16 protein-coding genes are annotated in these 17,419 nt (G+C 72.8%); 7 read left to right on the top strand and 9 right to left on the bottom strand.

The genetic code is table 11. The annotated features are described in order from the left end of the window. The first annotated feature begins 1 nt into the window (after position 1). Entirely contained in the window at positions 2–493 is a 492-nt protein-coding gene (locus CcI156_RS15170) for a recombinase family protein (protein ID WP_083718565.1), read from the top strand. 39 nt (positions 494–532) lie between these two features. Here the strand turns inward: CcI156_RS15170 and CcI156_RS15175 are convergent, their stop codons facing one another. From CcI156_RS15175 to CcI156_RS15200, 5 genes are all read right to left on the bottom strand, one after another. Then, positions 533–784 carry a hypothetical protein gene (locus CcI156_RS15175; RefSeq protein ID WP_076806384.1) on the bottom strand — a complete coding sequence of 84 codons (252 nt, stop codon included), beginning with the start codon at positions 782–784 and terminating at the stop codon, positions 533–535. Between the two features lie 302 nt (positions 785–1,086). After that, entirely contained in the window at positions 1,087–1,566 is a 480-nt protein-coding gene (locus CcI156_RS27800) for a DUF397 domain-containing protein (protein WP_011436680.1), read from the bottom strand. Positions 1,567–1,578: 12 nt separating this feature from the next. Next, the gene (locus tag CcI156_RS15190; RefSeq protein ID WP_083718567.1) at positions 1,579–1,974 is read right to left on the bottom strand and encodes a DUF5753 domain-containing protein; all 396 of its coding nucleotides are present in this window, start codon (positions 1,972–1,974) and stop codon (positions 1,579–1,581) included. A 599-nt stretch (positions 1,975–2,573) separates the two neighbouring features. Beyond that, the gene (msrB, locus tag CcI156_RS15195) at positions 2,574–2,993 is read right to left on the bottom strand and encodes a peptide-methionine (R)-S-oxide reductase MsrB (protein ID WP_011436682.1); all 420 of its coding nucleotides are present in this window, start codon (positions 2,991–2,993) and stop codon (positions 2,574–2,576) included. Beyond that, entirely contained in the window at positions 2,990–3,508 is a 519-nt protein-coding gene (locus CcI156_RS15200; protein WP_076806386.1) for a hypothetical protein, read from the bottom strand. Before CcI156_RS15200 ends, msrB begins: the two co-directional genes overlap by 4 nt. Positions 3,509–3,604: 96 nt before the next feature. Between CcI156_RS15200 and CcI156_RS15205 the strand changes: the two genes are divergently transcribed. After that, on the top strand, positions 3,605–3,955 hold the full coding sequence (locus CcI156_RS15205; protein ID WP_076806388.1) for an RNA polymerase-binding protein RbpA: 351 nt from the start codon (positions 3,605–3,607) through the stop codon (positions 3,953–3,955). 317 nt (positions 3,956–4,272) lie between these two features. Here CcI156_RS15205 and CcI156_RS15210 read toward each other — a convergent pair whose 3' ends face one another. From CcI156_RS15210 to CcI156_RS15225, 4 genes are all read right to left on the bottom strand, one after another. After that, positions 4,273–5,112, bottom strand: a complete 840-nt coding sequence (locus CcI156_RS15210) for a polyprenol monophosphomannose synthase (RefSeq protein ID WP_254847448.1) — start codon at positions 5,110–5,112, stop codon at positions 4,273–4,275. 148 nt (positions 5,113–5,260) lie between these two features. Next, a complete protein-coding gene (gene lnt / locus CcI156_RS15215) occupies positions 5,261–6,853 on the bottom strand; it encodes an apolipoprotein N-acyltransferase (RefSeq protein WP_254847449.1) in 1,593 nt (530 codons plus the stop codon). A gap of 316 nt (positions 6,854–7,169) precedes the next feature. Then, entirely contained in the window at positions 7,170–8,816 is a 1,647-nt protein-coding gene (locus tag CcI156_RS15220; protein ID WP_023841327.1) for an amidohydrolase, read from the bottom strand. A 91-nt stretch (positions 8,817–8,907) separates the two neighbouring features. After that, the gene (locus tag CcI156_RS15225; protein ID WP_193359376.1) at positions 8,908–9,348 is read right to left on the bottom strand and encodes an Lrp/AsnC family transcriptional regulator; all 441 of its coding nucleotides are present in this window, start codon (positions 9,346–9,348) and stop codon (positions 8,908–8,910) included. A gap of 157 nt (positions 9,349–9,505) precedes the next feature. Here CcI156_RS15225 and CcI156_RS15230 point away from each other — a divergent pair, with 157 nt between their 5' ends. From CcI156_RS15230 to CcI156_RS15250, 5 genes are all read left to right on the top strand, one after another. Then, positions 9,506–10,429, top strand: a complete 924-nt coding sequence (locus tag CcI156_RS15230; RefSeq protein ID WP_082456744.1) for a 5'-3' exonuclease — start codon at positions 9,506–9,508, stop codon at positions 10,427–10,429. A 350-nt stretch (positions 10,430–10,779) separates the two neighbouring features. Continuing rightward, complete coding sequence (locus CcI156_RS15235; protein WP_076806421.1) at positions 10,780–13,140, top strand: HAD-IB family phosphatase; 2,361 nt, start codon at positions 10,780–10,782, stop codon at positions 13,138–13,140. Beyond that, the gene (locus CcI156_RS15240; protein WP_076806423.1) at positions 13,137–14,300 is read left to right on the top strand and encodes a zinc-binding dehydrogenase; all 1,164 of its coding nucleotides are present in this window, start codon (positions 13,137–13,139) and stop codon (positions 14,298–14,300) included. Before CcI156_RS15235 ends, CcI156_RS15240 begins: the two co-directional genes overlap by 4 nt. 118 nt (positions 14,301–14,418) lie before the next feature. Then, a complete protein-coding gene (locus CcI156_RS15245) occupies positions 14,419–16,023 on the top strand; it encodes a lactate racemase domain-containing protein (RefSeq protein ID WP_076806391.1) in 1,605 nt (534 codons plus the stop codon). Positions 16,024–16,138: 115 nt separating this feature from the next. Further along, positions 16,139–17,329 carry a lysophospholipid acyltransferase family protein gene (locus tag CcI156_RS15250; protein ID WP_076806393.1) on the top strand — a complete coding sequence of 397 codons (1,191 nt, stop codon included), beginning with the start codon at positions 16,139–16,141 and terminating at the stop codon, positions 17,327–17,329. The last annotated feature ends 90 nt before the right edge of the window (positions 17,330–17,419 follow it).

Raw genomic sequence — 17,419 nt, forward strand, 5'->3', positions numbered from 1 at the left:
GCTGTTCACGGACAAGGCGTCCGGGAAGGATGCCGATCGGCCGAAGCTCGACGAGATGCTCGCGTTTGTCCGCGAGGGCGACACCGTGCTCGTGCACTCGATGGACCGCCTCGCCCGCAACCTTGACGATCTGCGCCGCATCGTGCGGACCCTCACGGCCAAGGGCGTGCGGGTCGAGTTCGTCAAGGAGGGCCTGACCTTCATCGGCGAGGACTCGCCGATGGCGACCCTGCTGCTGTCCGTCATGGGCGCGTTCGCCGAGTTCGAGCGCGCACTGATCCTCGAACGCCGGCGCGAGGGCATCGCCGCCGCGAAGCAGCGCGGCGCCTACACCGGCCGCAAGCCCGCCCTGACCCCGGGCCAGGCCCGGGATCTGGTCGCGCGCGCCGCCGCCGGCGAGCAGAAGTCCGATCTGGCCCGCGAGTTCGGCGTCAGCCGCGAGACGGTGTACAGCTACCTGCGCGCCACCGAGACGGCAGCTGCCGCGGRCTGAGTCGACACGGCCTGCCAGACCCGTCCGACGGCTCAGCGCTCACGGGACGGACTCGGTGAGGAACGCCGCGATGGTGTCGAGACCGGGGCGGTAGCCGTCGCTGGTGTCGACGGGGAGCCGCGGGAGGTCCAGGCTGATGTCGACGAAGCCATCCAGAGAGTGGCGGCCGGCGGCGATGTCGTCGAGGAGGTCGCGGTCGCCGTGGGCAGTGCGGTGGGGATCGAGCCCGGCGCGGGTGGTGATCCGCTGGTGGGCGACGGCGGCGTCGACGGTGCAGCGGATGATTMGCACGTCGGCGTGGGCGGTGAGCGGTTCCAGATGGGGGTCCAGAGCCGGTCCTGGAACGCGGCCTCTGCCACGACGGTGACGCCCGCTTACGCCAGGCCTCCCCGGACTGCCAGTGCGTATCACTGCGCACAGCTCTGCACAGTGCAGCAACGCACATCGTGAGGGCAGTATCCGAGTTCGGACCGAATGTGACAAGCCCCAACGGGTTTCGGCGCCGCGCGGCGGGGCGAAAGGACGCGAGAACGCGTCAGGGGCCGCAGCCCTCTGAATGGCTGCGGCCCCTGACGGCTGGGACGTCGGTGACGCTACCGGCTGGGGCGCCCTGGCTCCTCCGCCAGGCCGCCGGGCAGGTCGTCGAACTCGCCGGCCGTCACGCCGGCGACGAAGGCCTCCCACTCGACCTCGGTGAAGTAGAGGACCGGGCCATCCAAACCGGCGGTACCGCGCATCGTGATCGCCGGCCGTCCCGGCTCGAAGACCTTGTCGTCCCTGTGGAAGTCCGCTGGGACCTGCTCGGCCGGAATGTGCCCGGTGATGACGCCGCCGTCCCGGATCTGCGCGCCGGGCTGCCGCCTGGTCTGGTCGACGAAGGCCGCCCAGACGGCCGGGGTGAACCACAAATCAGGGCCTGACGGGAATTTGGAGTCGCGGACGCCTATCCGGCGGGCCGCGCCAGCCCCGGCCGCGGCCACCTGAACACAGTTGGCGGTCGGCTCGCTGCGGCTGGACTTGCGCCAGGCGGTGACGAGGGAGGCGAAGGCGGGGGTGCTCACGGCACTGTTCATGGTGGTCGCTTCCTAACGGTMAGGCAGCTTCGTCGCGGCCTGGCTGATGAACTCGACGCTGTCGCCGGGGGACAGCGCCACCTCGGCCAGCAGGTCGTACCGCTCGGCGTACCGTGCGACCTGCGCGGAATCCGTCACGATGACGTCGGTGGTGATGGACTCGATCGCCGCCACCACCGGGTCGCCCGGATCGGGATAGGTGTAGAGCGACAGCGCTCCCGGCAACGTCTGGTAGTCGCGGACCACCGCCTCGATCGGCAGCACCCGCACCGTGACGTTCTCCTCGTCGGCCCGAGCCGCCAGATGCGCGAGCTGCTCGCGCATCACCGGCGGCGGCGCGGACGGTCGCCGGACCGCGGCCTCGTCGATCAGCAGCTCGTAGCTCGGAGCGCCAGGTCGCCGCAGCATCCGCTGCCGACCCGCCCGACGATCCCGACGCGGCGGCGAACGTCGCCGTCCCGGAGGCGGCCCGGGGCAGGTTCGCCCGTAACGCCGTCATCCAGGGCGCGGCTGCCGAGCTGTTCAAGGCATGGGCGGTGACGGTCCGCTGGGGGACCGCGGACCGTGCCCAGGTCCCCCACATTCACTTCAAGATAATCAACAGTGTTGACGACATCTCACATGCCATGATCAAAAACAAAAACACCAACCAGCACCGGGGGAGTAAAGGCAGATCAAGCCAAGTTGATCATTGGTAGGCATGGAAGCCTCGTATGGCCGGTGACGGCCGGGTTTGACCGGCGGCATCCGGATGGGGGACATCGCTGGCCGGGGACGCCACCGGTCGAGGTGTGTCACGTTCAGCCGGGCCGGTGAATCAACTGCGGCTGAGCGGCCCGGGGCCGAGGAGGGGAGGCCCTGCGACCAGCTCTACTTGACATAATGCTCATTATCGGCGTTTTTGGTGGGTGGGGGAGGGCCCGGCGTGAACCCGCCGAGGTGTGGGCCCTGCTTCCCTGTGCCTGGCAGCCCGGGCTGCGGGGGAAACGGTTTACCTGGAGGCGGCTTCAGTGGGGGTCGAGGTCGAGGGCGAGGCTGTTCATGCAGTAGCGCTGGCCGGTGGGGCCGGGTCCGTCGTCGAAGACATGGCCGAGGTGTCCGCCGCAGCGGGCGCAGCGGACTTCGGTGCGGATCATGCCGTGGGAGTGGTCTTCGACGAGTTCGAGGGCGTCGGCGACGGCAGGTTGGGTGAAGCTGGGCCAGCCGGAGCCGGAGTCGTATTTGGTGTCGGAGGTGAACAGGGCGGCGCCGCAGCCGCCGCAGCGGTAGGTGCCGTTTTCTTTGCTGTAGGTGTAGGCGCCGGTGAAGGGGGGTTCGGTGGCGGCGCGGCGGAGGATGGCGTAGCGCTCGGGGTCGAGTTCGGCGCGCCACTGCTCGTCGGTCTTGACGATTTTGTCGGGTCCGGTGGTGTCGTGGGGGTCGGTCATGGTGTCGTGGCTGCCTTTCTGCGGGTGGGAGTGGGTGGGGCGGGGTGGTGGTGCTCTCCCCCGGTGTCGATGGTCGGTGGTGGGTCGGTGTTCGGGTGGTGTCGGGGCAGGGCGAGGGGGACGGCGGCGGTGACGCCGCCGAGGGCGGCGGTGGTCATGGCGGTGCCGATCATGGGTGGGAGTTCGCCGCGGGTGGTGGCGGTTGCAAGGACGGCAACGTCCGCGGCGTCGGCGATCATTCCGGTCCACAGCCAGGTGGTGGTGTCGCGGCGGGTGATCAGGGCGTGGAGGAGGCCGGTGCCGAGGGCGAGGTCGCGGATGCCGGCGAGTCGGGCGAGCCAGGCGAGTCTGCCGGCTGTGACGCGGTCGACGCCGGTGAGGCGGATGATGTCGACGGGGCGGCTGAGGGCGAGGATGCCGATGGTGGCGCGGGTGATGCCGAGGGTGGTGGTGTGCAGGGTTCGGGAGTGGGCGGTGCGGTATTTTGTGGTGGAGTKGGAGCGTTGGGTGTTCATGGTTGTGTTGGTGGTCCTTCGTCGGTGGGAACGCCTGGGCTGGCTGGAACGTTATCGAGGGGTAGTTGCACACGTCTCGACGCTCGGAGGAGTTATATGGGCGAGCGCATCCTGCGGGGRAGCCGTCTCGGTGCTGTGTCCTACGAGACTGACCGCAGCACCGAGCTTGCCCCACGGCAGTCCGCGTCCTACGACTGTCCGAACGGCCACCAGTTCACCATGCCCTTCGCGGCTGAGGCCGAGGTGCCGTCGGTGTGGGAGTGCAGGGTTTGTGGTGGGGCGTCGGTCATCGTCGATGGTGAGCGGCCTGAGCCGAAGAAGRCGAAGCCGCCGCGTACGCACTGGGACATGCTGATGGAGCGTCGGACGACGGATGACCTTGAAGAGGTCCTGGCGGAGCGGTTGGCCGTTCTGCGGGGTGCCGGTACGGACAGGCGTTCAGCCTGATCGGCCTGATCGTTTGGGTGGTTGTGCGGTAGGGGTCGGGCGCKGGGTGGTTGCCGTGTCCGACCTTTCGCCGTGTCCGCGGTCGGTTCGTTGTGTCGTGTTCGTGGGGTGGGCTGCCGGGCACGGGGCGGGTTGAGCCGTGCCCGGGCGGCCGTGGTGGCCGCGTCGGGTCCGGCCGGGTGTCGCATCGTGTTGTGCCGACTGGTTGCGTGCGGCCTCGGGTCGGGTGTTGGGCGGTCGGGTGTTGGGCGGTCGGGTGTTGGGCGGTCGGGTGTTGGGCGGTGGTGGGGGGCCGGTTCGGCCGGTGGGCGTCGGATTCAGGCGTGGCCGGAGGTGACGTTGCGGTCCTGGGTGACGTTGCGGTCCTGGGTGACGTTGCGGTCCTGGGGGGTGTGGAGGGGCTCGTGGGGTGTGGTGTCGGTGGTTGTCTTCGGGGTGGGGCGGTGGCGTCGGGTGGTGGCGGCCCACCAGGCGACGCGCCAGAGGGCTTCGGCGACGACGGYGTTGCTCATCTTGGAGGTGCCGCGTTCGCGTTCGACGAAGGTGATGGGGACTTCGCGGACGCGGAAGCCGCGGCGCCAGGCCTGCCAGGCGAGGTCGACCTGGAAGCAGTAGCCCTGGGAGGTGACGCGGTGCAGGTCGCGGTCGCGGAGGACGTCGGCGCGGTAGGCGCGGAAGCCGGCGGTGGCGTCGCGTAGGGGTATGCCGAGGGCGGCGCGGACGTAGAGGTTGGCGCCGCGGGAGAGCAGGAAGCGGCGCCGCGGCCAGTTGCGGACCTCTCCCCCGGGTATCCAGCGGGATCCGATGACGAGGTCGGCRTGGTCGAGGGCGGCGAGCAGGCGGGGTAGCTGCTCGGGTTGGTGGGAGCCGTCGGCGTCCATTTCGACGATGACGGTGTAGCCGTGGTGTAGTGCCCAGGAGAACCCGGCGACGTAGGCGGTGCCGAGGCCGGATTTGCCTTCGCGGTGCAGGACGTGGATGTGGTCGTCGGAGGCGGCGAGTTCGTCGGCGATCTTCCCGGTGCCGTCGGGGCTGGCGTCGTCGATGACGAGCAGGTCGACCGTCGGGTTGGCCGTCCGCAGGCGGCGGGCGGTGTCMGGTAGGTTGTCCCGTTCGTTGTAGGTCGGGACGCAGACGACAACGCGGTTGGGATCCACGCGCTTCCTCTCCTGGTCAGGGACCATGTCCGCGGTRGTGTCTGCCCGGGTGGCGTCACGGTGGGTGGCGCTGTCGGTGTCGTTTCGCGGGGTCATGGGGTTTGGTGGTGTGCCGGCTACGGGGTGGCGGTCATGTCGGTGTTGGCGGTCATGTCGGTGTTGGCGGTGTCACGGTCCGGGCCGTGGGACGGGTTCGCCGGGCGTGGATCACCCCTGCCATCATGGCGGTCAGGCCGAGGGCGATGAGAACCGCCTCCGGGAGGATCCCGGCCTGGTCGGCGRGGGTGCGGGTGGTGCGTCGGGGTAGCGCGGCGGTGAGGATGCCTGCTTCGTAGAGGCCGGTTTTGGCGAGCAGGGTGCCGTCGGGAGTGATGAGGGCGCTTTCACCGCTGGTGGAGACCTGGACGGTGGCCCGGCCGTGTTCGACTGCGCGCAGACGTGACATGGCGAGTTGCTGTTGGCTTTCACCTTTGCGACCGAAGKATGCGTTGTTTGTCTGGATGACGAGGATATCGGCGCCGTGGTTGACGGTGTCGCGGACGAGGCCGTCGTAGGCGACTTCGAAGCAGATGATGTCTCCGATGGTGGTGCCGGCGGCGTGGAGCGCGCCGGGGGTGGTGCCGGCGAGGAAGTCGCTGGGCATCTCGTCGGCGAAGCGGTGGATGAGTTTTTCGAGTAGGGCGCGGCCGGGGAGGTATTCGGCGAAGGGGACGGGGTGGCGTTTGACGTACATCTGGCCGGTGAAGCCGTCAGCGGTCCAGATCATGCCGGCGTTGCGGAGGTGGCCTGGTCCGGGGCCGCCCAGGACGGCGCCGACGAGGAGGGGGGCGCCGGCGGTGCGGGCGGCGGCGCGCAGGGCGGTGGCGACGGCGGGGTTGGTGAGGGGGTCGAGGTCGGAGGAGTTCTCCGGCCACAGGACGAGGTCGGGTTGTGGGTGTGTTCCGGTGGTGACGTCGGTGGCGAGGTGCCTGGTGACGGTGACGTGGTTGGCGGTGACCTGGAAGGCGCGGCCGAGGGCGCGGTAGCCGCCGTCGGCGGGGACGTTTCCCTGGATGGCGGCGACGGTGAGGGTGCCGTGCTCGGGGGCGGTGGGCAGGGGTACGAGCAGGCCGGTGAGGGTGAGGGCGGCAGTGCCGAGGATGGGGGCGGCGAGGCGGCGGGCCGTGGCGGCTGTTGGGAGGGTGCGGGGGGTGGGTGTGCCGCGGGCGGGGGTGGTGATCCTGACGATGGTGAGGGCGGTCAGGGCGCCGGTGGCGGCGACGGCGGCGGTGACGGCGGGGGCGCCGCCGAGGGCGGCCAGGGCGGTGAAGGGGCTGTCGGGCTGGGTGAAGGCGAGTCGTCCCCAGGGGAAGCCGCCGAAGGGCGCTCGGCTGCGCAGCGCTTCCTGGGCGACCCAGACGGCGGCGGTCCACAGCCAGGCGCCGGGTAGCCGCCAGACGAGGGTGGTGGCGGGGGCGACGAGGGCGAGGATGGCGGCTTCGGCGAGGGAGAGCACGAGCCATCCGTCTGCGCCGACGAAGGAGACGAAGCGCAGGAGGGGGATGCAGAAGGCGAGGGAGAACAGCAGTCCCAGGCCGTAGGAGGCGCGCAGACGCCGGTTGCGGACGGCGAGGGTGAGCAGGGTGACCGCGACGGGGGCCAGGGGCCAGCAGCCGACCGGTGGGGTGGCGAGGTAGAGCAGGGCGCCGCCGAGGAGCGCGGCGAGTGGGCGTCGGGTGTGGCGGATCAGGGTGGATCTCAAGGTGGATCTCAGGGTGGGTTGCGGGTCCGCCGGGTCTGGCCGCGGGCCCATGCCTGGTTCGCCGTTCACGGGTGGTTCGCCGTTCACGCGCGGTTCGGGGACGGCTGGTGGGATGGGGGCCGTGTCACCGGCCGCTTGGTGGGGCGGGCGGGCGGGCGGTGGGGTCACTGGACCAGTTTCGGTCACACGGGTCGTGCTGAGCACGCCGGTCCTGGTCGGCGGGCGTGTGGCGGCCCTGACGCTCGAAGCTGACTCGAAGCCGAGGGGGACGCGGCCGCGCAGGACGGTGCGTGGGCAGGTCGGGCGGGGCCGGTGTTCAGGTGAGGGTGTCGTGCAGGATGCGGCCGCGCAGGACGGTGCGTAGGCAGGTCGGGGCGGGCGCGGACAGGTCGGGCAGGGCGGCGACGGCGCCGCGGGGGTCGGTGGACCAGGCGGCGATGCGGTCGTCGGGGACCTGGGCGACGAGTTCGCCGGGCACGGCCCAGACGGCGTAGGTGGCGGGGGCGCCGGGGGCGAGGGTGCCGTGGCCGTCGGTGTCGGCGCGGGCGGCGCGCCAGCCGCCTCGGGTCGCGGCGGTGAACGCGGCGCGGGCGGAGAGGCGGGCGGTGGGGGTGTGGTGGGTGACGGCGGCGCGTATGGCGCCCCAGGGGTCCAGGGGGGTGACGGGGGCGTCGGAGGAGAACGCCAGGGGGATGCCGGCGCGGTTCATGGCGGCGAAGGGGTTCATGGCGGCGGCACGGGTGGGGCCCAGGCGGGTGGCGTACATGCCGTTCTCGCCGCCCCAGCGGGCGTCGAAGGCGGGTTGGACGCTGGCGACGAGGCCGAGGGCGGCGATGCGGGGCAGGTGGTCGGGGGTGGTCATTTCGGCGTGTTCGAGGCGGTGGCGGGCGGCGGTGATCTGGTTGTGGCCGAGGGTGGTGGCGGCGGCTTCGAGGCCGTCCAGCACGGTGGTGATKGCGGCGTCGCCGATGGCGTGGAAGCCGGCCTGTAGGCCGGCGTCGGCGCAGTCGAGGACGGCGTCGCGGATGGTGTCGGCGTCGAGGTGGGTGGTGGCGCGGATGTGGGGGATGTCGGCGTAGGGGGTGTGCAGGGCGGCGGTGTGGGAGCCGAGGGAGCCGTCGACGAAGGCGTCGCCGCCCCAGGCGGTGCCGAGTTCGACGGCGGTGGCGATGTCCCCGGCCCAGTAGCCGACGATGTCGGGTCCGGGGACGGCGCGGGCGTGGGCGAGCAGGCCGGCGAGGTCGTCGGCGGAGGAGATGTCGGGTCCGGCCATCTCGTGCAGGGCGACGATGCCGAGGGCGGCGGCGCGGGTGCGGGTGGTGTTCCAGGCGTCGCGGCGCCCGGTGGGGGTCAGGGTGGCGTCGGCGGTCCGGCGGGCGAGGTGGTGGGCGTGGCCGGTGACGGTGCCGTCGGGGTGCCAGCCGGGGTGGTGGGGGGCGCCGGATGCGGCGGCGAGCGCGGAGGAGATCACCGCGCTGTGGCCGTCGACGCGGGCGAGGTAGACGACCGCGCCGCCAGCGGCGCGGTCGAGGTCGGTGGCGGTGGGTGGGCGTGGGTCGTCGGTCCAGGTGGTCTCGTCCCAGCCGGTGGCGAACAGGGTGGTGGTGGGGTGGCGGTGGGCGTGTGCGGTGAGGGCGCACAGGGCGGCGGCGCGGGTGGGGGTGCCGGTGAGGTCGAGGCCGGACAGGGCCAGGCCGGTGGCGGTGGTGTGGACGTGGGCGTCGACGAAGGCGGGGGTGATCAGGGCGTCGTCGAGGTCGATGACGGTGTCGGCGTCGAGATGGGTGGCGGCGGCGTCGCAGCCGACCCAGGCGATGGTGTCGCCGTCGGTGAGCATCGCGGTGGCGAACGGGTCGGCCGGGGTGTGGATGCGCCCGCCCCGGTACAGGATGGTGCGGGCGGGTCGGGGGGCGTCGTCGGTCACGGTGGTGAGTCTGCCGCCCTGGACGTGACGCGGATCCATCTGTTCGATCCGGGCGGTGGCCGTGCCCTGGTGCGGTGAGCGGCGCTCCGGTCCGGGGGCGGTCCGGGGCGGGGGTTGGTCCGGCGGGTGTTCACAGGGCGGGGGGGCGTCCTTCGTAGGGGGTGGAGAGCACGACCATGGTGCGGGTGGAGACGTTCGCGGCGGCGCGGATCTGCTGCAGCAGCGTCTCGAGGTCGCCGGGGGTGGCGACTCGCACCTTGAGCAGGTAGCTCTCGTCGCCGGCGACGCTGTGGCAGGCCTCGATCTCGACGATGTGGGCGAGCCGGTCGGCGGCGTCGTCGGGTTGGCTCGGGTCGATCGGTGTGATCGAGATGAAGGCGGTCAGGGGCAGGCCGACCTGGGCGGGGTCGACGAGCGCCGTGTAGGAGGTGATCACTCCACGCTGTTCCAGGCGTCGGACGCGCTGATGGACGGCGGAGACCGACAGGCCGGTGGCTCGGCCGAGGTCGGTGAAGCTCATACGCCCATCTCGGCACAGCATCTGCACGATTTGACGGTCGAGATCTTCCAGCACGTTCGGAGCGTATGCAGGAGGACGGGGGATGATGTGGATGTTTCTGGTCCGTGGTCTGGTCCCGTGGGGATAGCCGCTGGGATGGGTACCGGCTGTGTGCGGGGAGGGTGGGACGGTGTTTGTGGGTGAGCGGGCGGGGGCGGACGGTCGGCTGATGCTTGTCGACACCCCGTCGCTGTACTTCCGGTCGTTTTTCGGGGTGCCGCGTTCGGTGCGGGCTCCCGACGGCACGCCGGTGAACGCGGTGCGGGGACTGCTCGACGTGCTGGCCCGGCAGATCGGCGAGGTGCGCCCGAAGCGGGTCGTGGCGTGTTTCGACGCCGACTGGCGGCCGGCGTTCCGGGTGGCGCTGCTGGCGTCCTACAAGGCGCACCGGGTCGCCGACGTCGGGGCCGGCGAGGCCGGCGGGGGCGGGCAGGTCGAGCGGGTGGACGGCGACCTGCTCGCCCAGCTCCCGATCATCGACGAGGTCCTCGACGCGTTCGGGATCGCCCGGGCGGAGGCCGCCGGGTTCGAGGCTGACGACGTGATCGCGACGCTGGCGACCCGTCACCGGGGGGAGGTGGACATTCTGACCGGTGACCGGGACCTGTTCCAGCTCGTCGACGACGCGGCCGGGGTGCGGGTGCGGTACGCGGTGGAGAAGTTCGCGGTGGTGGACGAGGCGGCGGTGACGGCACGCTACGGCGTTCCGGGGCGGGCCTATGCCGATTTCGCGGTGCTGCGCGGTGATCCCAGTGACGGGTTGCCGGGGGTGGCGGGGATCGGGGCGAAGACCGCCGCGGCGCTGCTGACCCGGTTCGGGTCGCTCGCGGCGGTGCTCGCCGCGGTTGACGCCGACGGCGGCGCGGGTCTGCCGGCCGGGGCGCGGCGTCGGTTGCGGGGCGCCCGGGACTATGTGCGTGCCGCGGTGGGGGTGGTGGCGGTGGTGCGGGACGTGCCGGTGGGTGCCTTCGCTGATCTGCTGCCGGCGGCGCCGGTCGATCCGGCGGCGGTGGGGGCGCTCGCCGAACGGTGGGGGCTGACCGGTTCGTGCACGCGGCTGGTGCGGGCGCTGGCCGAGGCCGCGGGTGGCTGAGGCCGTGGACGGCCTCAGCCGGCGTGTTCGTCCGGTTGCCGATTGAGCGGGCGTGTTCGTCCGGCTGTCGCAGTGACGCGCAGGGTCATCTCGGCGGGTGGGTGGTGGGGCTGCCCGTCATGGCGCTGCCCTGGTGACGGTAGGTTTCCCTGCGTACCTCGGCGTGGGCACACGCAGGCGGTGCGCCGGTTGACGTCGCGGGGGCGGATCGTCGCCTACTGTTGCCCTCCGGGTGAGCTTCGGGTGGGCGGGTGCCCACCCGGACGAGCAGGGCCCAGGCGGCGCAGCGGTGCAGCGGATGCTCACCGGACGAGCAGGTGGCGGTGCAGGTGACGGCAGCGGAGGTCAGGGTGGGGCTGCGTGAGCGGCTCGCGGGCAGGCGGGTCCTGGTGACCGGGGTGACCGGGTTCGTCGGGGAGGYGCTGCTGGAACGGTTGCTGTCGGACTTCCCCGACACGGCGGTGGTGGCGCTGGTGCGGCCGCGGGGCAGTCACAGCGGGGCGGCGCGGCTGGCGCGGATGATGCGGAAGCCGGCGTTTCGCGGGTTGCGGGAGGGGTTGGGTGCGGCGGGGGTGGCGGCGCTGCTCGCCGAGCGGGTGGAGGTGATCGAGGGGGATCTGGCGTCGATGCCGGATCTGCCCGCCGACCTCGACGTGGTCATCCACTGTGCCGGGGAGGTGTCGTTCGACCCGCCGGTCGACGAGGCGTTCACCACGAACGTCGGTGGGGTGGCGGAGCTGCTGCGGGCGCTTGCGGCCGGGGGGGCCAGGCCTCATCTGGTGCATGTGTCGACGGCGTATGTGGCGGGGTTGCGTTCGGGGCACATCGCCGAGGGGCCGCTGGCCCATGACGTGGACTGGCGGGTCGAGTGGGATGCGGCGTCGCGGGTGCGCCAGCAGACCGAGGACGCCTCGCGGGCGCCGGAGTGTTCGGCGCGGTTTMGGGCGCAGGCGTCGCGGCGGTTCGCCGCCGCCGGGGCGCAGACGGTGTCGGCGGAGGCGGAGCGGCTGCGCCGGGCGTGGGTGGCGCGGCGGATGGTGACGGCCGGGGGTGAGCGGGCGCAGGTGCTGGGGTGGACGGATGCGTACACGTTCACCAAGGCGTTGGGTGAGCGGTATCTGGAGGATCATCACGGGGATCTGCCGTTGACGGTCGTCCGTCCCTCGATCATCGAGAGTGCGCTGCGCCGGCCGTTCCCGGGGTGGATCGAGGGGTTCAAGATGGCCGAGCCGCTGATCCTGGCCTATGGCCGCGGTGAGCTGCCGGACTTCCCCGCCTCCCCGGACGCGGTGGTGGACATCATCCCGGTGGATCTGGTTGTCAACGCGATCCTGGCGGCGGCGGCGGTGGTGCCGCCGGCGGACACCCCGGCCTATTACACGGTGTGTTCGGGTTTTCGTAATCCGTTGCTGTTTCGGGATCTGTACGCCTATGTGCGGGACTATTTCCAGGCCGATCCGTTGCCGCGGCGCGGTCGGGGGACGTTCGCGGTGCCGGAGTGGCCGTTCGCGGGGGCGGCGGCGGTGGAGGCGAAGCTGCGTCGCTCGGAGCGGCTGGTGGGGTTGGCGGGCCGGGCGTTGGAGCATGCCCCGCCCTCGGATCGGGTGCGCCGGTTTGYCGGGGAGCTGGAGCGGGCGGAGAGCCGGGTGGGGTTTCTGCGCCGCTACTCGGATGTGTACCGGGCGTACACGAAGGCGGAGCTGGTCTATGTCGACGACGCCACGGGTGCGTTGCACGCGGCGATGGATCCGGCCGATCAGGCGGAGTTCGGGTTTGATCCGGCGTGTTTCGACTGGCGGCACTATCTGCAGGACGTGCACTGCCCGGCGGTGACGGCGGTGCTGCGCCGGCCGCGTGATCCCGCGCCGCCGCGGCGGCTGTCGGGGCATCTGGCCGCCGGTGACGGGGTGCTGGCGGTGTTCGACCTGGATGGGGCGGTGGCGTCGGCGACGGTGATCGAGTYGTATCTGTGGATGCGGTTGGCGGACGCCTCGGCGCCGCGGCGGGTGCGGGAGCTTGCGTCGCTGGCGGTGGCGTTGCCGCGGTATGTGCGTGCGGAGCGTCGTGACCGGGGGCATCTGATGCGGTCGGTGTACGCGCGCTACGCGGGGGTGGATCCGGCGGAGTTGGAACGGCTGGTGGTGGAGGTCGCCGGGGACATTCTGCTGCGGCGGGTGAAACCGGCGGGGATCCGTCGGGTGCGTGAGCATCGGGCGGCGGGGCATCGCACGGTGCTGCTGACCGGGGCGGTGGAGGTGTTGACGCGGCCGTTCGCGCCGTTGTTCGACGATGTGGTCGCCGCGCGGCTGGAGGTGGGTGCGGATGGTCTGCTGACCGGCCGGTTGGAGTCCTCGCCGCTGGTCGGGGATGCGCGGGCGGCGTTCATTGATCATCATGCGCGGGTGTTGGGGGCGGATCTGGGGGTGTCGTGGGCGTATGCGGACAGCCAGTCGGATCTGCCGTTGCTGCGGGCGGTCGGTAACCCGGTGGCGGTGAACCCGGATCTCGCGTTGCATCAGGTGGCGCGGGGGGCGGGGTGGCCGATCGAGGAGTGGGCGTCGGCGGCCGGGGAGCCGCGTCTGGTCGTCGGGGACCGTCGGGAGCGTGGCCTGCGGGCCGCGGCGGCGCGGGCGGGGGCGGCGGCCTTGAGCTCAAGGCCAGGCCCGGGCACGGGGCCGGCGGGGGTCGTGGTGTCGGGGGGTGGGCGGTGACCCGCGGGTTGGAGCTGTATGCGTCGGTGTCGCGGCAGGCGGCGTCGCGGCTGGTCGGGGCGGGGCCGTCGGGGTGGTCGGGGCTGGCCGGGGTGGCGGCGCCGCTGCGCTATGTCGAGCATGGTGATCCGGTGGTGCCGGGTCCGGGGTGGGTGACGGTGCGGCCGCGGCTGGCGGGGATCAGCGGGTCGGATCTGGCGTTGGTGACGGGTCGGGTGTCGGCCTATCTGACGGCGATGGTGGGTCTGCCGTTCGTGCCGGGTCAGGAGGTCGTCGCCGAGGTGCAGGAGTCGGTGACGTTGGACGACGGGCGGGTGCTGGCGGCCGGGGACCGGGTCGTTGTCGATCCGGCGCCGGGCAGCGGTCCCGGGACCGGTGACGGCAGAGTCGGTGACGGCAGAGCCGGTGACGGCGGGTGGGCGCGGGGGGTGGGCGGCGGTGGGTGGAGCCGGGTGATGCTCGCCCACCGTGGGCAGCTGTGCCCGGTGCCCGCGACGTTGCCGGATGCCCGKGCGGTGCTCGTCGACCCGCTGGCCGCCGCGGTGCATGCCGTGGACCGGGCGCGGGTCGGCGCCGGGCAGCGGGTCCTCGTCGTCGGGGCGGGGGCGGCCGGGTTGTGCACGGTGCTTGCGTTGCGGGCCCATACCGAGGCGGGGCAGGTGGCGGTGGTGGCGAAGTATCCCCGCCAGGCGGAGCTGGCGCGCCGGTTCGGGGCGGACGTGGTGTTCGACCCGGACGGGGCGGTCGCCGGGGTGCGTCGGGCCACGCATGCGATGCGGGTGTCGCCGCGGGYGGGTGGGGCGTTCCTGCTCGGCGGGGTGGATGTCGCGTTCGACGCGGCGGGGCGGGCGTCGTCGTTGTCCACGGCGCTGCGCACGACCCGGGCGGGGGGGCGGGTGGTGCTTTCGGGTGTGCCCACGGGCCGGGTGGATCTGACGCCGCTGTGGGCGCGGGGGTTGGAGTTGGTGGGGGCGGCGCGGCGCGGCGCGGCGCCTTCGGTGCTGGCCCGGGCGTTCGCGTTGGCCGCCGGCGCCCCGTTGGACGGGGTGGTCGCGGCGACGTATCCGCTGACCCGCTGGCGGGAGGCGTTGGAGCACGCGTTGTGCGCGGGTCGGCTCGGTGCGGTGCGGATTGCGTTCGATCCGACGGTGGCGCTGTGAGCGGGCGTGCCGGGATCGGGCCGAGGGCCGGGGCGGGTGGGGTCATGGCGGGGCTGCGCCGCCGGRCGGGGCGCCAACACGGAGGGGTTGTCCCTTCGTGCCGGACGTGGAAGGGATCATGCTGGTGAGACCGGGGTTCGTGCTCGAGGTTGACGAGCGGACTCCCCCGCTGCTGGTGCACCAGGGTGAGGGCGTGCTGCTCGAGCAGTTCCCGCTCGGGACACGGGTGGTGTATCCGCCCGAGTCGCTGYCCGGGGTCGGTGACGTCGATGCGGCGATCGCCGCGGCGTTGGCGGCGCCGGTGGGCAGCGAGCCGCTGGYGGCGTTGCTGCGTCCGGGGATGYGGCTGACGATCAGTTTTGACGATCTGTCGACGCCGTTGCCGCGGATGCGTCGCCCGGATGTGCGGGGGCGGATCATCGAGGCGGTGCTGACGGCGGCGGCGGCGGCCGGTGTCGACGATGTGGCGCTGGTCGTGGCGAACGGGTTGAACCGGCGGTTGAGCGCCGGCGAGGTGGAGCGGATCGTCGGGGAGCGGGTGTTCCGCTCGTTCTGGCCCGGACAGTTGCGCAGCCATGACGCGGAGGATCCTGACAATCTCACCGTCGTGGGGGTGACCGACGCCGACGAGCAGGTGGAGGTTTCCCGCCGGGTCGCCGCCGCCGACCTGCTGGTGCACGTCGGGGTCGTGCAGAGCCCGGCGGCGGTCGGTGCGGGCGGGCTCGTGACCGGCCTGTCGTCGTATGCGACGCTGCGTCACGTGCACAGCGTCGCCGCGGCGGTCCGCCGCGTCGGCCTGCCCGGGGACGGCGCTGGCGGCGTCGGGGATGGGGGGGTTGGTGCGCCGCCGGGTCCGGCGGCGCGGATGGGTCGGCTGCTGTGCGAGGCGGTGCGGGTGTTCGCCGTCGCGGTGACGGTGAACGCCGCGACGGCGCCGGTGCACTATCCGTTCCTGACCCGCCGGGAGTGGGAGTGGTCGCTGGCCGATCAGGCGATGGCGGTCGGGCTGGGCCGTGGCCTGGAGCTGGTGGGGTCGCGGGCGCRCCGCCGGCTGCTGCGTGACTTCGCTGCCGACTATGCGGTCACCTCGGTGAGCGCGGGGGATCCTACGGCGGTCGCGGCGGTCGCGGCGGCGGCGGTCGACGCCCAGCAGCGGGTCACCGTCGATGGGCAAAGCGACGTCGTTGTCGTCGGGCTGGGCCCGTTCGGGCCGTTCGACGCGGGTGCGGTGGTCAACCCGGTGCTGGCGGCGCACGGCGCGCTCGGGGAGGTTTTCGGCCGGTACCGGGGGCGGCCGGTGGTCCGCGAGAACGGGGCGTTGATCGTCTACCATCCGCTGACGCCACGGTTCTCCCAGCTGCATCACCCCTCCTACGTGGACTTCTACGAGGAGGTGCTCGCCGAGTCGACCGAGGCTGCGACGGTGGAGGCGAAGTTCGAACGGCAGTACGCCACCGATCCCTGGTATGCGTCGCTGTATCGGACGTCGCTTGCTCATCACGGGGTGCATCCGTTCCACCGCTGGTATGAGGCGGCGCCGGCGATGGCCCATGTGGGGGATGTGGTGTGGGTGGGCGGTGATCRGGCGGCGTGCGCGCGGCTGGGGTTCCGGGCGGYGTCGACGTTGGCGGATGCGTTGGAGATGGTGTCGGGATCGGTGGGCCGTGATCCGTCTATCACCTATCTGCACTCCCCACCCCATCTGATCGCCGAAGTACGGTGACCGCGGGAGATGCGGGTCACGGATCGYGCGGTCGCCGGCTGGGACGCGGTGGCCATGCGCGGCGGAGCACAGGTGCCAGCGGTGGACCGGATCGGCAGGGGCAGAGGTGAACGGGATGGCGGGTAGGCCGCGACGGGGTGTGGGGCTGCGGGCGGTGCTGGCCGGGTGGCGGCCGGGGGGCCGCGGGCCGGTCCCGGGCAGCGCCGAGGCGCATCGGGTCCCCGAGGTGCCGCGGGAGTTCCCGACCGCGTGGGCGCGTCGCCCGGCGGCGCGGGCCGCCCGGGGGGTGTTTCTGCGTGGGGTGATGCGCCCGCTGCTGCGGACGACGCTGACGGTGGCGGTGCACGGTGCGGAGGCGTTCGACGGGGTCCGCGACACCCCGGTGATCATCGTGTCGAATCACAGCAGTCATCTGGACGCCMCGCTGCTGTTGTGCACGGTGCCCGGGTGGGTGYGGGCGCGTACGGTGGTGACGGCGGCGGCGGACTATTTCTTCGACAGTGCCTGGCGGGGGGCGTCGAGTGCGTTCGCGTTCGCGACGGTGCCGATCGAACGGCACGGTGGGGCGCCGTCGGCGACGCCGATGAACCTGCTGGGGGACGGCTGGAACCTGGTGATCTTCCCGGAGGGGACGCGGTCGCGGGACGGGGCGCGGGGCCGGTTCCGGTTGGGGGCCGCCTATCTGGCGATCAACGCGGGGGTGCCGGTGGTTCCGGTGGGGCTGCGGGGTGCGTACGCGGCGATGCCGCGGGGACGGTCCTGGCCGGTGGCGGGCCGTCCGCCGGTGTCGGTGCGGTTCGGCCGGCCGATGCGCCCCGCGCCGGGTGAGGATGTGCGGGCGTTCACCGCGCGGCTGGCCGCCGAGGTCGACCGGCTCTGCGCCGAGGACGCGACCTCCTGGTGGGAGGCGACGCGGGCGGCCTTCGCCTCGGGTCTGCCCGGTGCGGCTGGTCTGCCCGATACGGCTGGGACGGCTGAGGAGGCGCGGGTCGGGGATGCGGCGCAGGTGCCGGCGGCGCGCTCGGCCCCGGACGTCGCAGCGACCCCGGCGGGGTCCGAGCCGGCGGGCCGCACCGCCGGGGACCCCGGCGGTGCGGCCGGTGGTGGGGGCTTCCCCGGTCGGACCAGCCCGCGGGCGGTCCCCCGACCGGGTGGGACGGGTGGGACGGGTGGGGCCGCGGGGTCGGCGGCGGTCTCCGCGCGGCTGCGTGGCGCCCCGAACACCCCGACGGCGCGGTGGCGGCGGATCTGGGCGGCGACCGAGCCGGCGCCGCGCCCCGGGTCGCGTTCCCCCTGGCGGCGTTAGAACCGGGCCGCGGCTTGGCCCGGCGAGGTCGAGGATGGCCAGAGCGCGGGGCCGGTCTGCGCGAGATGGGCCAGGTAGGCGCGCGGGGAC

Origin of the sequence: Frankia sp. CcI156 (genome assembly GCF_001983015.1) — a bacterium.
GTDB lineage: Bacteria > Actinomycetota > Actinomycetes > Frankiales > Frankiaceae > Frankia > Frankia casuarinae.